We start from the raw sequence: 16,160 nt of genomic DNA, 5'->3' as shown, positions 1-16,160 counted from the left end.
TGCTCAGGTAACCCGTAGTGATTTGATTCCTGGGGTGATCCACTCGCTCCGAACTGTCCGGAATTGGCCTCTTCCGACATGGCCGCTATGCCCCTACGACGAAGGCGGGCAGATCCAGTGAGTGCATGTCTCCACCACGATCCTGGTGCTCCCAGAGCGCACAGGCGCAAGCTCGCACAGCATCCAGATCAGACAGTGGATCGCCGCCTCCCTCAAGAGCACGCAAGGTGATATGCCCGTCATCATCTACTTTTGCTGTTTGACCGCCGCAGTGCCATGTCTGGTCTGCCTCCTTACTGGGCTGGGGTTGTGGCGAGGTGAGGCCGCGCAGGTCTTCAGCCAGATAAGTCGGCCGCAACTTGGCCGGTGCAGTCAGAATGGCGGGTGTTCGCGCCACGCCTGTAAGAACAACCATGGAGTCGTACCCACCCCGGTTGGCTGCCTCGATGTCGGTGTCCAGACGATCACCTACAGGCAGGCATTGGTCAACGTCCAAGTTCTTCTCCTGGCTGCCAGCCAACAGCTGCCGAGCCTCGTCGTACATGGCCGATTCCGGCTTGCCGGCTGAGTCCTCCGGCTGCTTGCCAGTAGCCAGAATCACCGGTTGGAGCATGGCTCCGTTGCCGGGTGCCATACCTCCTTCGCGGGGCAGGGTCCTATCCTTGTTGGTGGTGAAGTAACGTGCACCGTTTTCGATGGCAAAGGCGGCCTGGGCCAGATCCTGCCAGCCCAGTTCGGGATACCAAGCCTGAATAACAGCCACTGGCTGATCTGCAGCCTTGTCCACGGGCACCATCCCGTTGAGGCGGATCTGATCTCGTAGATGATCGGATCCGATAACCAGTACCCTGGCTCCCTCCTGCAGGTGTCGGCGCAGCATTCGTGCGGCAACGACGGCCGATGTGATGACCTGACCATCGTCCAGGGTCAGACCGAACCCGCGCAGCTGATCGGCCACTACATGGGGAAACCGGGATGCATTGTTGGTCGTGTAGGCCATGCGCATGCCGAGCGTCTGAGCGCGGTCGATGCCCTCGGCCGCATGCTCGACAGGGTCAGCGCCCCGGTAGACCACCCCGTCCAGGTCCAGCAGGGCCAGACGGTAGGTCTTTGCCGGAGCGTCATCAGTTCCTTTGAGGAAGACGGTCACGATTCAGCCTTGTCTTCATCAGAAGTATCGGACTCCTTGACCTGCTCATCCCTGACCTGCTCATTTTGAACATCGATAGTGTCTGACTCGGATCCTGCAGCCTGGACCGTCGTGTCACCACCGACGTCAGCAGCCGATTCACCGGTAACAGCCACGCCAGTTTCGTCACCAACTTTGTCGCTTTGAGAACCATCGTCTGAAGTTTGCGCATCAAGACTGGTTGACTCTCCCCTTGATTCCTCCACAGCATCTGATGATTCCCGCATTCCAGATTCCGGCATTCCGGATGAACCAGCTGAGTCAGACGAACCTGTTGAACCAACCGTGTCAGGGATAACGGCTGAATCGGAAGATTCAGTCGAATCACTTGAGCCACCTGTGTCAGTTGAGCCCGCTGAATCGTTCGAAGCTACTGATTCAGGAGATTCCTCAACCTTACTGTCATCGGCACCCTGATCGGATGCATCAGTGACATCAGCCTCCTCCGAATCATTGTCACCGCCATCCGGGTCAATGGAGAGCTCCTCCATCATGGCCGAATCCAGGTGCTCCAGGTCATAGTCAATCAGGATCTCCTCGGACTGTCCGTCCTTCTGGCCATCTTCGTCCTCATCCTCGTCGGCATACTCCGCTTCCAGCCGATCCAGCAGGGGTTCCAACTCCAGAGCCTCCTGGCTGCGACCAGCCTGTTCAAGGAAGTTCTGCTCGGCCTGCACGGCACGCATCCGGTAGTCGCCACTAAGTCCGCGGGCCTTGACCAGGGCCTGAACGGTCTCGATGGCCTTGTCCCACAGGCCCAGATCGCCCAGCGCTCCGGCATAAACCAGGAACATCTCCGCCTTGGATTCGCCCTGCAGCTGGCTGCCCTCCTCGGAGGTGGCCTCCTCAATGGCCTTGCGGGGATTTCCCAGACCACGTTCACAGTCGGCGATGAAGGGCAGGTAATCGGAATAGCCGTTCATGCGGTGCGCAGTGCGGAATTCCTTCAGGGCCAGCTTGTAGTCGCCCTGGCGGTAGGCCACCAGGGCCAGCGTCTCACGGGCAAGATCGATTCGCGAGGCCTGCCGGGCAGCCCACTTGGCATGAGCCAGGGCCCCCTGGGGATCGGTCTCCTCAAGCGCGTAGGCGGCCAGGATGTGCAGGCCGATGTTCTCTGCGTGCTCCTTGCTCAGTCCACGTAGGCGCAGGCGATCATCCTTGGAGAGCATGGACCATTCCAGGCCCTTGGGCATCTTGGGCTCGCCAGGCCGACGATCCGTGTAGGGGTTCTGCGAGGGGTAGGAGATGGTCCCGTCAGAGTTGCGGCGACCACGGTCATAGCCATTCTGGCGGTCACGTTGATAGGCCCCGCGGCGGTCGTCATGGCGATAAGCGTCACGACGACGCTCATCACGGCCGCGCTGGCCCTGATACCTGTCGCCACGGGAACGGTCGCCCCGATAGCCGCCTTGACGATGGTCATCACGGGAACGGTCGCCATAGGAGTGGTTGCCGTAGGGACGATCCCCATGTGAACGGTCATGACGTGGACGGTCATCACGGGAGCGGTTGTTCCAGGGGCGATCCCCACCGGACCGCTCATCCTGCCGACGATCAAACCTCCAGTCGTCATTCCGACGGCGGTCCCCGTGGAAGCCCTGGCCACGATCACGGTCACGGTCATGCCGCTGGTAGCCATACCCCGACCGACCGCGGTTGTTGTCACGATCACGATGCCCATATCCGCCATTCCCGTTGGCATGGAAGTCGCGACGTGGACGGTCGCCATCCTGCCGACGGCCGTGGCGGTCGTCACGCCTGTCAAAATGCCGATCCCGGTCGGAATCCCTGCGGAAGCCGCCGTGACCATCCTGACGGTCATGTCTGTATCCGCGATTGTCACTCTCGAACCGGTCGTGCCCGCGCCCGCGGAAGGGCCGCTGGCCATTCCTGTTCTCGGAACGACGCTCTTCGCCGCCCTCGCTGTCATGGTTTCGGAAGTTGCCGGAACGGTGACCCCCCGAACGATAGCCTCCGGAGCGGTATCCGCCCGAGTGCGAACCGCCCTTGTGGAAGCCCGAAGAGCGATGGCCGCCCGACCGGAAGCCGCCTGGGCGCGAACCGCCCCGGCCCCGTCCGCGATCGCCCCGGGAATGATTGTGTTCTTCTGCCATCAGTGTCCTTAATTCCTACGTTCCTACTTGCCGGCCCGACGCTCAAGCGCGCCCAGGGCCTTCTTTCCTCTGCGAACCAGGGCGAAGCGCCCATGCAGAAAGTCCTTGTTCTCCAAAACTTGATCCGGATCCTCGACCCGCTGGTTATTCAGGTAGAAGCCGCCCGAGGCCACAGTCTTGCGCGCCTCGGAGACCGAGCGGAAGAGCCCGACCGCAACCCCGGCCTCCACCAGACGCTGGCCCTCGCTGGCTGCGGGCAGGACTCGCCCACCTTGACCATCATCGACTTTGAGGCCATCGAGTGCGGAATCCAGCACATCCTCGTCCAACTCCTCCAGGGTCTTGCCGCGACCAAAGAGGGCACCAGAGGCATCAATGGCCCCCTGGGCGGCATGCTCGCCGTGCACATATGAGGTCACCTGCCAGGCCAGAACCTTCTGGGCCTCCCGCGCCCCCGGATCCTGGGCGGTCCTCTCCTCCAGACGCTCGATCTCGACCTTGGGCAGGAAGGTGAAGGTCTTCAGCAGCTTGACCACCTGGTCGTCAGGCTGGTTGAACCAGAACTGGTAGAAGCGATAGGGGCTGAACATGGTGGGATCCAGCCAGACCGCATTGCCTTCGGACTTGCCGAACTTCTTGCCCTGGGAGTCGGTGATCAATGGGCTGGTCATCACGTTGACGGAGGCATTGCGCACCTTGCGAATCAGGTCCAGGCCGCTGGTCAGGTTCCCCCACTGGTCGCTGCCGCCCAGCTGCAGACTGCATCCATAGCGGTCGAAGAGCTCCAGGAAGTCGTTGCCCTGAAGCACCTGGTAGCTGAACTCGGTAAATGAGATGCCCTCGTCGGAGTCCAGACGGCGGGCCACCGTGTCCTTGGCCAGCATGGTGCCCATGCGGAAGTTCTTGCCCACATCGCGCAGGAAGTCGATGGTGCTCATAGAGCCGGTCCACTCATAATTATTGACGAATCGGACGGGATTGTCCCCCTCGGTATCCAGGAAGCGCCCGATCTGGCCACGCAGGCGCTCGGTCCATTCGGCCACGGTCTGCTTGGGATTCAGGGTGCGCTCCCCCGACTGCCGAGGGTCGCCGATCAACCCGGTGGCCCCGCCCACAACAGCGATGGGATGCAGACCGGCCGCCTGCAGGTGGCGCATGTTGAGCAGCTGGACCAGATTGCCCACGTGCAATGATGGGGCCGTGGGGTCAAATCCGCAATAATAGGTCACCGAGGGGTCGGCCAGCACCTTCCTGAGCTCGGACTCGTCCGTGCACTGGGCAATGAGACCGCGCCACTTGAGTTCGTCGAAAAGCGAGTCGAAACCCGCCTGCCTGAAATCGGTGACCTGCGACATGAGAGGCTACTCCCTATCGAATATTTGATGAATGTATGCTAAACCCTACTATTCTTGCAACAGATACCGACACGGCAGAGCCTCGAACCACTGCAGACAAGGCCGCATCAAGCCGGAATCACCAAGGCACGAAGCCGGACTGATTATTTATTGCGGATCAGCCGCTGTCGATTGACTATTGACCACTGACTGTCTCTCTAAGGCAGGGCCGATCCGAAGGAGCCTCTCAGCATAATCGCTGCATTCAAATCAGGAATGTGCCGATACAGATAACTGATTAATCAAGTCTTGGGGAATGTGGTCGACCACGCAGGCGGCCATGCGCTGGTACCCTTGGACTCCCGGATGAAAGTGGTCAATGCCCCAGAAGTCGGGTCGGTCGGTGCCAACGTCGTCGCGGGTGGCATCCACGAAAGGCACCGAGGCGTCTTGGCAGACCTGACGGCTGGTCTGTGTCTGACGGGCTATCCGACGCTCCACCTCGGCCCTGAGCGCCCTGCCCAGGGCTGGATCCCGATAGAGCTGACCGGAGCTGAGGACCAGCACCTGACGGCCCTTATCTTTAGCCAGCTCGATGCTGGCTGCCAGGTCATCCCGCCACTGCTCATCGGTGCGGTTGGCCATGATGTCGTTGGAACCTGCACACAGGACCAGCAGATCAGGATGGTCCTGCAGAGCGGGCAGGAATCTATAGCGCACCCTGCGAATGGTGGCCCCGAGCCGACCCTGGGTCGACCAGGATACCGGGCGCCCCAACCGGGCGGCCAGGCAGGCGGCTATATCAGGGACGAAGCCCTGGCTCTGGTCCTCCACCCCGCAGCCGACCGCCATGGAATCGCCCACCACCAGCATGGTCAGCGGTTCCAGGTCGCGACCTTGATCCGGAGGCGAGCACAACCCCTGGCGTGAGCCGGGCGGTTCCTTGGCCAGAGTGATGTGCTGCTTGGCCCACCAAGCCTGGACCAGTGCCACCGGATTCATGTTCGCCGCCGCCTTTCGCTGTTTGCCGTCCCCCTTGAGGAATTGCCGCTCGGAATTTTAACGCGGCCACCGGCCTGGCGGAAACCAGAGAGCTCACCTGGGCGGACGGTAGGCAGGCCCATCAGACTGCGAGTCGGCGAAGGCCTTCAGTTCCTCCAGCTCATGTGCAGCCTGATCCATCTGCTCCTTGACCCTCTCCGGTGCGGTGCCCCCCTGGCCCTGGCGAGCGCGCACGGCTCCCCCGGCGGTCAGGACCGAACGGACTTCAGGAGCCCTCTCGGCGGGCACCCAGTCAGCGAAGACCCTGACGAAATCGTCATCCTCCAGATCAGCCAGCTCGCAACCTCGCCCCTCGGCCAACTTGACGCAGGCCCCGGAAAGCTCATGGGCATGCCGGAATGGCACTCCTTCCCTGACGAGCCACTCCGCCAGGTCGGTGGCAAGAGCGAAGCCTGTGGGGGCCTGCTCCTCCAGGCGATCCTTGTTGAAGGTCAGAGTGGCAATCATGCCGGCAAAGGCGGGCAGCAGGACCTCCAGGGTGTCCACCTGGTCGAAGACCGCCTCCTTGTCCTCCTGCAGGTCACGTGCATAGGCTGTCGGCAGCCCCTTGAGTGTGGTCAACAGACCAGCCAGATCCCCGACCAGTCGACCGGCCTTGCCGCGAGCCAGCTCGGCCACGTCGGGATTCTTCTTTTGGGGCATGATGGAGGACCCAGTCGAATATCCATCGTCCAGGCGGACGAAGGCGAACTCCTGGGTATTCCAGATGATGATCTCCTCGGCCAGTCTGGACAGGTCCACGCCGACCATGGCGGCGACGAAGGCGAATTCGGCCACCACATCCCTGGCGGCTGTCCCGTCGATGGAGTTGGCACATACCCGGCTAAAGCCCAGATTCCGTGCCACCGGCAGTGGGTCCAGCCCCAAGGTGGTGCCAGCGAGCGCGCCAGATCCATATGGGCTGGCATCGGCACGCTGGTCCCAGTCCCTCAGGCGCTCCAGGTCACGGATCAGGGGCCAGACATGGGCCATGAGCTGGTGGGCCAGCAGAACAGGCTGGGCATGCTGCATGTGGGTGCGGCCAGGCATGACCGTGGTCCCCGCCGCACGGGCCTGATCCATCAGAGCCTGGGCCGTGCGCAGCAGGTCCTTGGCCAGCACCCGGGCATGACGACGCAACCAGATCCGAATCAGAGTGGCGATCTGATCGTTGCGCGAGCGCCCGGCTCGCAGTTTGCCGCCCAGCTGGTCCCCTGCTATGTCGATCAGACCGCGCTCAAGTGCCGTGGCCTCGTCCTCGTCGCCAGGTTCAGGGGCGAAGGCACCGGAGTCCACCTGGTCCTGGAGCTCATCCAGGGCCTGCTCCATACGTTCCAGCTCGCCGTCATCCAGCAGTCCAGCACGGTGGAGGGCCCGGGCGTGGGCACGGGAACCAGCCAGGTCGTCATCGGCCAGGCGCCAGTCGAACTGGGTGGACCGGCTGAGCTCGACCAGCGCCGGCGAGGGCCCTCCGCTGAAGCGCCCGCCCCAGAGGGCCATGGGCTTGTCGTCGGTGCTCACTGCTCTTGCTCGTCCTGTGCGATGCCGTTGCCAAAGCGCATATCGCGTGCAGCGGCCACCTTGTCGGCCAGACCATAGATGGCGATGAACCCGTTGGAGGCATTCTGGTCGAAGCTGTCACCCGACTCGTAAGTGGCCAGGCTGTAGTCGTAGAGGGAGCTGTCGGACTGTCGGCCGGTGACCACGGCCCGTCCTCCGTGCATGACCATGCGGATGCGGCCGGAGACATAGCGCTGGGTCTCTTCGATGAAGGCGTTCAGTGAACGGACGGCAGGCGAGTACCACTGGGCGTCGTAGACCAGCTCGCCCCAGCGCTTGTCGATGTCGCGCTTGATCCGGTGCTGTTCGCGCTCCAGGCAGCAGTTCTCCAACTCCTGGTGGGCGGTGATCAGGGCCACGGCCCCCGGAGCCTCGTAGAGCTCGCGGGACTTGATGCCCACCAGCCTGTCCTCAATCAGATCCACACGTCCGATCCCTTGGGCTCCGGCCCGGCGGTTCATCTCCTCGATGGCCTCCAGAGGCGTGACGGCCCTGCCGTCGATGCGCACGGGGATGCCCTGCTCGAAGTCGATGGTCACCTCGTCCTCGACCGGCGGGAAGGCCGGGTCGTCGGTGTAGGAGTAGACATCCTTGGTGGGTCCGTTCCAGGGGTCCTCCAGGTAGCCGGTCTCGATGGCCCGTCCCCAGACGTTCTGGTCGATGGAATAGGGGCTCTCCTCGGTCTGTTCGATGGGCAGGTGGTGCTCCTTGGCGTAGGCGATCTCTACATCCCGCATCAATCCCAGGTCGCGGATGGGGCTGATGGCCTTCAGCGAGGGATCGATGGACATGATGGAGACCTCGAAGCGGACCTGGTCGTTGCCCTTGCCGGTGCAGCCGTGGGCTATGGTGTCGGCACCGTACTTGTGGGCCGCCTGGACCAGATGCTTGGTGATCAGCGGCCTGGAGATGGCCGATACCAGCGGGTAGACGCCCTCGTACATGGCATTGGCCTTGAGCGCCAGCATGCAGTAATCCCTGGCGAACTCGTCACGGGCATCCACCACGACGGACTCGACGGCCCCGCAGTCCAGGGCCCGCTGGCGGATGGTCTGCAGACGCTCCCCGCCCTGGCCCACATCCAGGGAGACGGCCACCACATCCTTGCCGGTGCGCTCCTTGAGGTAGGGAATGGACACCGAGGTGTCCAGGCCGCCCGAGTAGGCCAGCACGATGCGATTGTTTTCGGTCATGGCGATCCTCTTTCCTTGTAATTTCACACTTGCAGATGCTGAATTGGTGTCTTCGGCACTCATCGGGCCCTGGCATCCTCCTGGCCTGAGACGATGGTCATGAGCCAGTCGGCCCGGGATGATGCCGCCTGATCGTCGGCGGCGATGATCAGAATCGTGTCGTCCCCGGCTATGGTGCCCAGGATGCCCTTGATGGGCTGGCGGTCCAGGGCTGAAGCCGCGTACTGGGCGGCGCCGGCCGGGGTTCTGACCACCAGAAGGTTGCGGGCCCGAGCCACCGAGGTGATCAGCCCGGTCAGAATCTTGGCCAGGTAGGCATCGGTCTTGTTCTCCCCCTCGACCTCAGGCCCCTCGGCTGCAGCGGCCTCCATGGCCTGCTGGTCGGTGGTGGCGGGAATCCAGTAGGCCATGCTCCCGTCTGCATAGCGCAGCTTGGTGGCGTGCAGGTCGTCCAAATCCCGGCTGAGGGTGGCCTGGGTCACTTCGATGCCCTGATCAGCCAGCAGGGCCGACAGCTGCTGCTGGGAGTTGACACGATGTCGGTTCAATGCCTGGCGGATGGCGTCCAGCCTGGCCACCTTGGTCGTTGGACGCATCAGCACACCCCTTGCAGGAGGGATTCGTCACCTCGGGAGCGGGCCACCAGCCAGGTCATCAGGGCCTTCTGGGCGTGCAGCCGGTTTTCTGCCTCGTCCCAGACCACGGACTGTGGGCCGTCGATGACCTCGGCCGTAACCTCCCGGCCCCTGTAGGCGGGCAGGCAGTGCTGGAAGAGGGCATCCGGGCGGGCATGGGCCATAAGTGCGGCGTTGACCTGATAGGGCAGGAAAGGATGGGAGCGAATGGCGTACTGGTCCTCCTCGCCCATGGAGACCCAGGTGTCCGTGAAGACGCAGTCAGCATCCTCCACGGCCTGGACCGGATCCGTGGTGACCAGAATGGATCCCCCGTTTTCAGCAGCCAGAGCCCGAGCTTGATCCAACAGACTCGGATCAGGAAGGAAGCCGCGTGGGCCGGCAATACGCACGTTCATGCCGGCCACTGCCCCGCCCAGCAGATAGGAGTTGGCCATGTTGTTGGCTGCGTCTCCCAGGTAGGCGATGGTCATGCCGGCCAAGGCGTCAACACCGCCCCGGTGCTGTGCAAGTGTCAGGAAGTCGGCCAGGACCTGACAGGGATGGAAGGAGTCGGTCAGCGCGTTGATGACGGGCACGGTGGCATGTGCAGCCATGGTCTCCACCCGATCCTGGCCAAAGGTGCGCCAGACTATGGTGGACGTCATCCGTGTCAGCACGTTGGAGGTGTCCGCCACGGGCTCGCCACGGCCCAGCTGCGAGCCAGAGCTGTCGATGACCATGGGATAGCCGCCCAGCTGGGCCACGCCCACACAGAAGCTGGTTCTGGTGCGCGTGCTGGGCTTGTCGAAGATGATGGCCACGGCCTGAGGCCCCTGATAGGGCTGAGATAAATAGGGATTGGCCCTGAACGCCATGCCCAGTCGAAGAACCTCCAACTGCTCCTCATGGTTGAGGTCGTCGTCACGCAGCATGTGCCGCAAACCGTTGTTCATCTCTGCCTCCCTATCGATATGGTCATGTACGTCATTGATGGCTGATCTCACTGATCATCCTGCCGCAGGCCCTTGTCCGCGAGACTTGCCGGAGCCTTGGACAGGATGTCCACGGCCAGGTCGATCTGATCGGCCTGGATGATCAGGGGCGGGGCCAGACGCAGGGCATCAGGGGCCACTGCGTTGACAATCAGTCCATGATCCAGGGCCCAGGAGGCCAAATCCCCGGCACAGGGAGCGCTCAGCTGGACCGCATCCAGGAGCCCCCTGCCCCTGACCTGGGTATAGAGGGGATTGCCACAATCGGTAAGGCCGGCACGCAGCCTCTCCCCCATCTGCCGCGCCCGTTCCAGTAGACCCTCCCGCTGGATGGTCTCCAAGGTGGTCAGTGCCAGGGCCGATCCCAGGGGATTGCCGCCGAAGGTGGACCCGTGCAGGCCAGGGGTCAGCAGACCTGATGGCCCAGGGCCGAAGGTGATCATCCCGCCCATGGGGAAGCCGCCTGCGACCCCCTTGGCGAAGGTGAGCACGTCCGGGCAGGCTCCTCCGGACAGGCTCTGATCCTGGAAGGCGAACCAGTGGCCGGTCCTACCCATGCCGGTCTGCACCTCGTCCAAAATCATCAGGGCCCCATGCCGGCTACAGAGCTCACGCACCTGGCTAACGTAGTCAGGATTCAGCGGCAGCACCCCGGCCTCTCCCTGAATGAGCTCCAGAATGATGGCAGCCACCGGCTCTCCTGAGGTCTCCCCCTGTGCGAAAGCCTCTTCTATAGCCTCGCCGTCTTCTGCCGGCAGGAAGCCCATCCCCGGAACCAAGGGCTGGAAGGGCTCACGGATGGCCGGCTTCCATGTCAGGCTCAAGGAGCCCATGCTGCGGCCGTGGAAGCTATGGGTCAGAGCCAGAATCCGACCGGGATGCCCGCCCATGCGCGCGCCATGCAACCGAGCGAGCTTGATGGCCGCCTCATTGGCCTCGGTCCCCGAGTTGGCGAAGAAGACGCGGGATCCCTTTGGGGCCTGGGCCAGGTCCAGCAGTCGTTCGGCCAGCTCGATCTGAGGCTGTGAAGCGAAGAAGTTGCTGATGTGGGCCATCTTTCCAGCCTGCTCAACCAATGCCTTGTTCCAAGCAGGATGGGCGTAACCCAGGGCATTGACCGCGATGCCGGCCATCATGTCCAGGTAGCGGTTGCCGTCCAGGTCCCAGATCCAGGCACCTCGGCCATGATCCATGACCCTGCCCGGTCGACCGAAGACCTGCATGTGGACTCGCTCATAGCGGTCAGCCCATTGACTGCTCTGCGGCCCCTCGGGAGTCCTCATTGGCTCAACAGTTTCGGCAGTGGGCGCATCAGCCTTCGTCATGACTCCTCCTCATGATCATGTCCCGGCCCGGCGTGACCACCGTGCCGATGCCATTGCGGGTGAATATCTCGTTGAGCATGGAATGCGGCCGCCGCCCGTCGATGACGTGGGCCTCCCCCACACCGGAGCGCACGGCCTGCAGGCAGGCCTCCATCTTGGGTCGCATCCCCTCATGCATGTCCTCCAACATATCCTCAAGCCGGTCCACACCGATGCTGGAAACCAGGGAGTCGGCCTGGGGCCAGTTGGCGTATAATCCCTCCACGTCGGTGAGAATGACCAGTTTCCGGGCGCCCAGGGCTACCGCCAAAGCAGATGCGGCCGCATCGGCATTCACGTTGAGCACCTGGGTGGAATCCTGCTCGTCAGGAGCTACGGAGGAGACGACAGGGATTCGTCCGGCATCAATCAGATCTTCGACGGCCGAGGCATCCACGCCCACGACCTCGCCCACCAGGCCCAGATCAACCGGTCGGCCATCCGCCATGCCGGTACGGCGTGCCGCACTGAACAGGCCAGCATCCTCCCCTGACAGGCCGACGGCCATGGGACCGTGAGCGTTGATGGCGCCGACAAGATCCCTGCCCACCTGTCCGGTCAACACCATGCGAACAACCTTCATGGTTTCGGGGGTGGTCACCCGCAGTCCGCCACGGAAGACCGAGGGGATGCCCAGGGCCTGGAGCATGCGGGAAATCTGCGGGCCACCACCGTGCACCACCACCGGATGCATGCCCACCTGCCTCAGAAAGACCATGTCCTGGGCGAAACACTGACGCAGATGGTCGTCCACCATGGCGTGGCCACCGTATTTGACCACAATCCGCTGTCCGGCGAACTCCTCCAGCCAGGGCAGGGCCTCGATGAGCACCTGGGCCTTGCGGGCGTTCTCCAAGGCCTTTTCATCTCCGGCATCCTGCCCGTCTTCCGCCATCCTCTTCCCCTTCCTTATAACCATCTTCCGATTGCTGCAGCTCTTGGTGCCGCCTCTTAATCAGGTTTCCCGTCAGGTGTGGTAGTCGGCATTGATGGTCACGTATTCGTGGGTCAGATCATCGGTCCATACCGTGGCCTGGCTGTCACCTTGTCCAAGGTCGATGTCGATATGGACCTCGGGAACGTGCAGGTCGACCAGCTCCGGGTCCTGGCCGGGACGGCCCCCCTGGCAAACCTTGATGCCATTGAAGCTTACATCCACATGGGCCGGATCGTAGGCCGCCGTCGCAACCGGCACTGTGCCCAGCGAGGACACCACTCGACCCCAGTTGGGATCCTCACCGGCCACCGCGCACTTGAGCAGCGTGGAACCGGAGACCGCCCTAGCGCAGGCAAGGGCCGCATCCTCGCTCTCGGCACCATCCACACGGATGCGAATCCGATGGCGGCTGCCCTCACCGTCTGCCACGATCCGATGGGCCAGGTCCGCACAGGCCTGAGCGAGCTTCTCCTGGAACTGGCCGGGGTCAGGCCGTACACCAGATGCCCCGGAGGCCATCAGCAGGACGGTGTCATTGGTGGACATGCACCCGTCCACATCGATTCGGTTGAAGCTGAGCCGGCAAGCCTCGGACAGGGCTTGACGTGCCTGCCCCGGCTCCAGAATGGCATCGGTGGTGATTACGCAGATCATGGTGGCCAACTGCGGGGCGATCATCCCTGAGCCCTTGACCATGCCGCCCAGCCGCCAGCCGGATCCGTCCAGGGCCACTGTCTTGGTGCAGGTGTCGGTGGTCAATATGGCCTTGGCGGCCTCTTCGCCTGCCTCCTGACTGGCCGACAACTTCTGGGCGGCCTGGTCGATGCCGGTCAATATGGAATCGAGATGAAGCAGATGGCCGATGATCCCGGTGGAGCAGACAGCGACCCGCTTGGTCGGCAGGCCCAGTTTCTCCCCTGTCCGCTCGGCCATGGCTCTGGCCTGGTCCAGGCCCTCGGGACCCGTGCAGGCGTTGGCATTGCCGGAGTTGATGACCACCGCTCCAGCATGGCCTTCTTCAAGAATTCGGCTGGTCCAGATGACCGGAGCAGCCCGGAAACGATTGGGTGTGAAGACCCCAACAGCCGTGTCCATGGGTCCGCTGTTGACGACCAAGGCCAGGTTTCGGCGCTGTGAACCTCCCGGTCGATGGGCGATGGCGGTGCCGGTCCGGAAACCTGCAGGATAGGTGATGCTCATGGTGCCACTCCTATGGTTGTCAGTCCGGTCTCCTCGGGCAGGCCCAGAGCCAGGTTTACGGCCTGGAGGGCCTGGCCTGCGGTGCCCCGGGTCAGGTTGTCGATGGCGGCGAAAGCGTAGAGGCGGTCGGCGCGCTGATCCACGGCGACTTGGATTTGAGCGCGGTTTGAACCATACACATCTGCCGTGGAGGGAAGCCTGCCCTCAGGCAGCAGATCGACAAACGGTTCCTCGGCATAAACCTCTTCCCAGACGGCGCGCATTTCAGCCATCCCCATGCTTTGCCCACGCGCGCTCAGCCGGGCCGAAACAACGGCCAGTATCCCGCGTGACATAGGAACCAGAACGGGAGTCAGCCCCAGGCGGATAGGTCCCCGGGGCCCGTCGCTGTTGGGGTCCGCGGCTGCGGCCTTGCGCAGGTTCTGCAGAATTTCGGGTATATGCCGGTGGGTTCCTGCGACCGAGTAGGGATGGGCCGAATTGATGGCCTGGGCTGCCAGCAGGTCCATTCTGCCACTTGAGCGTCCAGCGCCCGAGTAACCGACAGCAAGGTCGGCCACCAGATCATCGGTCTGGACCAGTCCGGCGGCCAGGGCTGGCTGGAAGGCCAGAGTGACTGCTGTGACATTGCACCCAGGACCGGCGATCCGTCGGGTTTGTCCAAGCAACTGACGCTGACGACCCCCGCCCGGGTTGAGCAGCTCAGGCATCCCGTAGGTCCACGGTCTCGAGAAAGGTCCACCATAGTAGCTTTTCCAGTCGCCCGGGTCCTCCAACCGGTGGTCAGCACCCAGGTCGACCATCAACGATTGGTTGTCCAGCTTGTCGGCCAGGGGACCCGAAGCCCCGTGAGGCAGGGCCAGAACCACCAGATCATGGCCAGCCAGTGTCTCCGGCTCAGTGTCCTGAATCTGCATGGAGGCCAGCGACCCAGGAAGATTGGGCGAGAATTCTCCCAGCAACCTGCCCGCTGAGCCATGGCCAGTGACCGTGCATACCTGGAAGGCAGGGTGGGCCGCTAATAGACGAATCATCTCCGAGCCGGCATACCCCGAAGCTCCCGCTACAGCCACTGTGTATTGCCGCATGAGTGCTCCCTTCGTCGGGCACTATCATACATACTCATGCAATAAAGCGCATATTTATGCAGTTCGGCGTGTCGTTATGCCTCTGCCTTTACTGTGCAGCACTCTCTTCCGTGCGAAGGGGTCATAACCGGAATCCCGGTTGCGGATATATTCCATTTGCATGCTGGCCTTGTCCGCAGTCTCGGACCCGCATGTATCCTCCACAAAGGCCAGGGCCATATCGATGCCGGCCGAGATGCCCGAAGAGGTACGAAACCTTCCATCGACCACCCAGCGGGCATCCCTGATCCAGTCCACCCGTTCGCCAGTGCTGACGACCCAGTCAAAGGCCAGGTCATTGGAGGTCGCACGCCGACCATCCAACACACCGGTGGCCGCCAAGAGAGCCGAGCCTGTGCAGACCGTCATTACCTGCGGCGAACGAGCGACCAGGCTTGCCAACTGGCCTATCCAGCAATCGTTCCCAACCAGGGCTCGCGTGCCGGACCCGCCGGGTATCAGCAGAACCCCCTTGGGATCAACCTCTTCAGACCCCATGGTTTCGACCCTTACACCGCCCTCACCGACTTTCACGCCAGGGCCGTCCAAGGAGAAAAGCCGTACGCGGGCGTCATCAGTGTTGACGAAAACCTCAAAGGGGCCAAAAACATCCAAGGGTTCGAATCCATCGAATACAACGATATTGACATCCAGAACCATTTGAATGAACCTCTCCACCCTTGCAGACCTGCCACTCAACAACCCCACGGATGACAATGTCATCGTCATCACCGTTTTGATCAATGGTGCCGCCCATGCCTATAGCAGCCAGGATTCCCCTACCCTCAATCACAGCCCACATGCTATGGCCTCAACAGGTACCGGATCTTTCGCTGATACCGGCGGCACCTACACCTCAGGACCTTAAGAGTTCAGGCGCTGACACCACCGCCATCGGAGCCTCCCCCGCCCGTCGAAGGCGACGGCATCATCTGCTGGTAGAAATCGTTTAGGGAAATCCCGTTGACCAGCAGCCAGATCCAGGCCAAGGTGAAGAGCAGGTTGATGATCAGGGCAGCCATGGCCAGCCCGTAGCCCTTCATATGCAGGCGATGCGTCCGATACATGGAAATGCCACCGAGCAGGGCTGGAATCACAGGCATGGGCAGGAAAAGGGCCATGAAGAAGGCGATGATCGCACAGGGATCCCAGTGACCGTAGACCGGATTTTGGGATGGATCGTTCAAATTGGGCATACCCTGGGGATACCAGCCTGGCGTGCCACGATGATCCTGAGGATTCCCGGGATTCCCGCCGCGTCCAGGGGCCGGCTGCCCCGCCATGGGCATGGGCCGGTTGGCGGGGTTGCCCTGGGATGAATCGGACTCCTTGGCCTTGGGTTCCGGGTCTGGGCGACCGTATATGTACGGATTCCATCCTGGATAACGATCGGCACGCGCGCCGTACAGGGGTTGGTCGCCTCCATCATGATCCTGGCGGTCAGGTCCACCGGCTGTGCCCTGTTCTTGAGAATCCGTCATGTCCCTCGGTC

14 protein-coding genes are annotated in these 16,160 nt (G+C 62.7%); all 14 read right to left on the bottom strand.

What is annotated here, in order from left to right; genetic code table 11:
- Positions 1-85: 85 nt before the first annotated feature.
- The 14 genes from H3T88_RS03115 to H3T88_RS03050 all read right to left on the bottom strand — a co-directional run bounded on the left by H3T88_RS03115 (position 86) and on the right by H3T88_RS03050 (position 16,149).
- The gene (locus tag H3T88_RS03115; RefSeq protein ID WP_198203499.1) at positions 86-1,150 is read right to left on the bottom strand and encodes an HAD-IIA family hydrolase; all 1,065 of its coding nucleotides are present in this window, start codon (positions 1,148-1,150) and stop codon (positions 86-88) included.
- Entirely contained in the window at positions 1,147-3,303 is a 2,157-nt protein-coding gene (locus tag H3T88_RS03110) for a helicase (protein WP_198203498.1), read from the bottom strand. The genes H3T88_RS03115 and H3T88_RS03110 overlap by 4 nt, the downstream gene beginning before the upstream one ends.
- 23 nt (positions 3,304-3,326) lie before the next feature.
- A complete protein-coding gene (gene tyrS / locus H3T88_RS03105) occupies positions 3,327-4,658 on the bottom strand; it encodes a tyrosine--tRNA ligase (protein ID WP_198203497.1) in 1,332 nt (443 codons plus the stop codon).
- Between the two features lie 249 nt (positions 4,659-4,907).
- Complete coding sequence (locus tag H3T88_RS03100; RefSeq protein WP_198203496.1) at positions 4,908-5,639, bottom strand: SGNH/GDSL hydrolase family protein; 732 nt, start codon at positions 5,637-5,639, stop codon at positions 4,908-4,910.
- Positions 5,640-5,732: 93 nt separating this feature from the next.
- Entirely contained in the window at positions 5,733-7,178 is a 1,446-nt protein-coding gene (gene argH, locus H3T88_RS03095) for an argininosuccinate lyase (RefSeq protein WP_232347111.1), read from the bottom strand.
- Between the two features lie 17 nt (positions 7,179-7,195).
- Positions 7,196-8,431 carry an argininosuccinate synthase gene (locus H3T88_RS03090; RefSeq protein WP_198203494.1) on the bottom strand — a complete coding sequence of 412 codons (1,236 nt, stop codon included), beginning with the start codon at positions 8,429-8,431 and terminating at the stop codon, positions 7,196-7,198.
- A 59-nt stretch (positions 8,432-8,490) separates the two neighbouring features.
- Entirely contained in the window at positions 8,491-9,027 is a 537-nt protein-coding gene (locus H3T88_RS03085) for an arginine repressor (protein WP_015022062.1), read from the bottom strand.
- Positions 9,027-10,001 (bottom strand): ornithine carbamoyltransferase, encoded by a 975-nt coding sequence (gene argF / locus H3T88_RS03080; protein WP_198203493.1) that lies wholly within the window; start codon positions 9,999-10,001, stop codon positions 9,027-9,029. The genes H3T88_RS03085 and argF overlap by 1 nt, the downstream gene beginning before the upstream one ends.
- Positions 10,002-10,048: 47 nt before the next feature.
- Positions 10,049-11,323, bottom strand: coding sequence for an acetylornithine transaminase (locus H3T88_RS03075; RefSeq protein ID WP_198203544.1), 1,275 nt, complete (start codon positions 11,321-11,323; stop codon positions 10,049-10,051).
- Positions 11,324-11,351: 28 nt separating this feature from the next.
- Positions 11,352-12,299 (bottom strand): acetylglutamate kinase, encoded by a 948-nt coding sequence (argB, locus tag H3T88_RS03070; protein ID WP_198203492.1) that lies wholly within the window; start codon positions 12,297-12,299, stop codon positions 11,352-11,354.
- Between the two features lie 72 nt (positions 12,300-12,371).
- Complete coding sequence (argJ, locus tag H3T88_RS03065) at positions 12,372-13,541, bottom strand: bifunctional glutamate N-acetyltransferase/amino-acid acetyltransferase ArgJ (protein ID WP_198203491.1); 1,170 nt, start codon at positions 13,539-13,541, stop codon at positions 12,372-12,374.
- Positions 13,538-14,629 carry an N-acetyl-gamma-glutamyl-phosphate reductase gene (gene argC / locus H3T88_RS03060; RefSeq protein ID WP_198203490.1) on the bottom strand — a complete coding sequence of 364 codons (1,092 nt, stop codon included), beginning with the start codon at positions 14,627-14,629 and terminating at the stop codon, positions 13,538-13,540. Before argC ends, argJ begins: the two co-directional genes overlap by 4 nt.
- Before the next feature lie 54 nt (positions 14,630-14,683).
- The gene (locus H3T88_RS03055; RefSeq protein WP_198203489.1) at positions 14,684-15,328 is read right to left on the bottom strand and encodes a DJ-1/PfpI family protein; all 645 of its coding nucleotides are present in this window, start codon (positions 15,326-15,328) and stop codon (positions 14,684-14,686) included.
- Between the two features lie 212 nt (positions 15,329-15,540).
- Positions 15,541-16,149 carry a DUF4190 domain-containing protein gene (locus tag H3T88_RS03050; protein ID WP_198203488.1) on the bottom strand — a complete coding sequence of 203 codons (609 nt, stop codon included), beginning with the start codon at positions 16,147-16,149 and terminating at the stop codon, positions 15,541-15,543.
- Between the last annotated feature and the right edge of the window lie 11 nt (positions 16,150-16,160).

Origin of the sequence: Bifidobacterium sp. W8110, assembly GCF_016101375.1 — a bacterium.
Lineage (GTDB): Bacteria > Actinomycetota > Actinomycetes > Actinomycetales > Bifidobacteriaceae > Bombiscardovia > Bombiscardovia asteroides.
This window is presented reverse-complemented; position numbering and strand designations above follow the sequence as displayed.

Coding starts and splice junctions, on each gene's coding strand:
- H3T88_RS03110 (WP_198203498.1), bottom strand. CDS start 3,303: ATGGCAGAAGAACACAATCATTCCCGGGGCGATCGCGGACGGGGCCGG.
- tyrS (WP_198203497.1), bottom strand. CDS start 4,658: ATGTCGCAGGTCACCGATTTCAGGCAGGCGGGTTTCGACTCGCTTTTC.
- H3T88_RS03100 (WP_198203496.1), bottom strand. CDS start 5,639: ATGAATCCGGTGGCACTGGTCCAGGCTTGGTGGGCCAAGCAGCACATC.
- argH (WP_232347111.1), bottom strand. CDS start 7,178: ATGGCCCTCTGGGGCGGGCGCTTCAGCGGAGGGCCCTCGCCGGCGCTG.
- H3T88_RS03090 (WP_198203494.1), bottom strand. CDS start 8,431: ATGACCGAAAACAATCGCATCGTGCTGGCCTACTCGGGCGGCCTGGAC.
- H3T88_RS03085 (WP_015022062.1), bottom strand. CDS start 9,027: ATGCGTCCAACGACCAAGGTGGCCAGGCTGGACGCCATCCGCCAGGCA.
- argF (WP_198203493.1), bottom strand. CDS start 10,001: ATGAACAACGGTTTGCGGCACATGCTGCGTGACGACGACCTCAACCAT.
- H3T88_RS03075 (WP_198203544.1), bottom strand. CDS start 11,323: ATGAGGACTCCCGAGGGGCCGCAGAGCAGTCAATGGGCTGACCGCTAT.
- argB (WP_198203492.1), bottom strand. CDS start 12,299: ATGGCGGAAGACGGGCAGGATGCCGGAGATGAAAAGGCCTTGGAGAAC.
- argJ (WP_198203491.1), bottom strand. CDS start 13,541: ATGAGCATCACCTATCCTGCAGGTTTCCGGACCGGCACCGCCATCGCC.
- argC (WP_198203490.1), bottom strand. CDS start 14,629: ATGCGGCAATACACAGTGGCTGTAGCGGGAGCTTCGGGGTATGCCGGC.
- H3T88_RS03055 (WP_198203489.1), bottom strand. CDS start 15,328: ATGGTTCTGGATGTCAATATCGTTGTATTCGATGGATTCGAACCCTTG.
- H3T88_RS03050 (WP_198203488.1), bottom strand. CDS start 16,149: ATGACGGATTCTCAAGAACAGGGCACAGCCGGTGGACCTGACCGCCAG.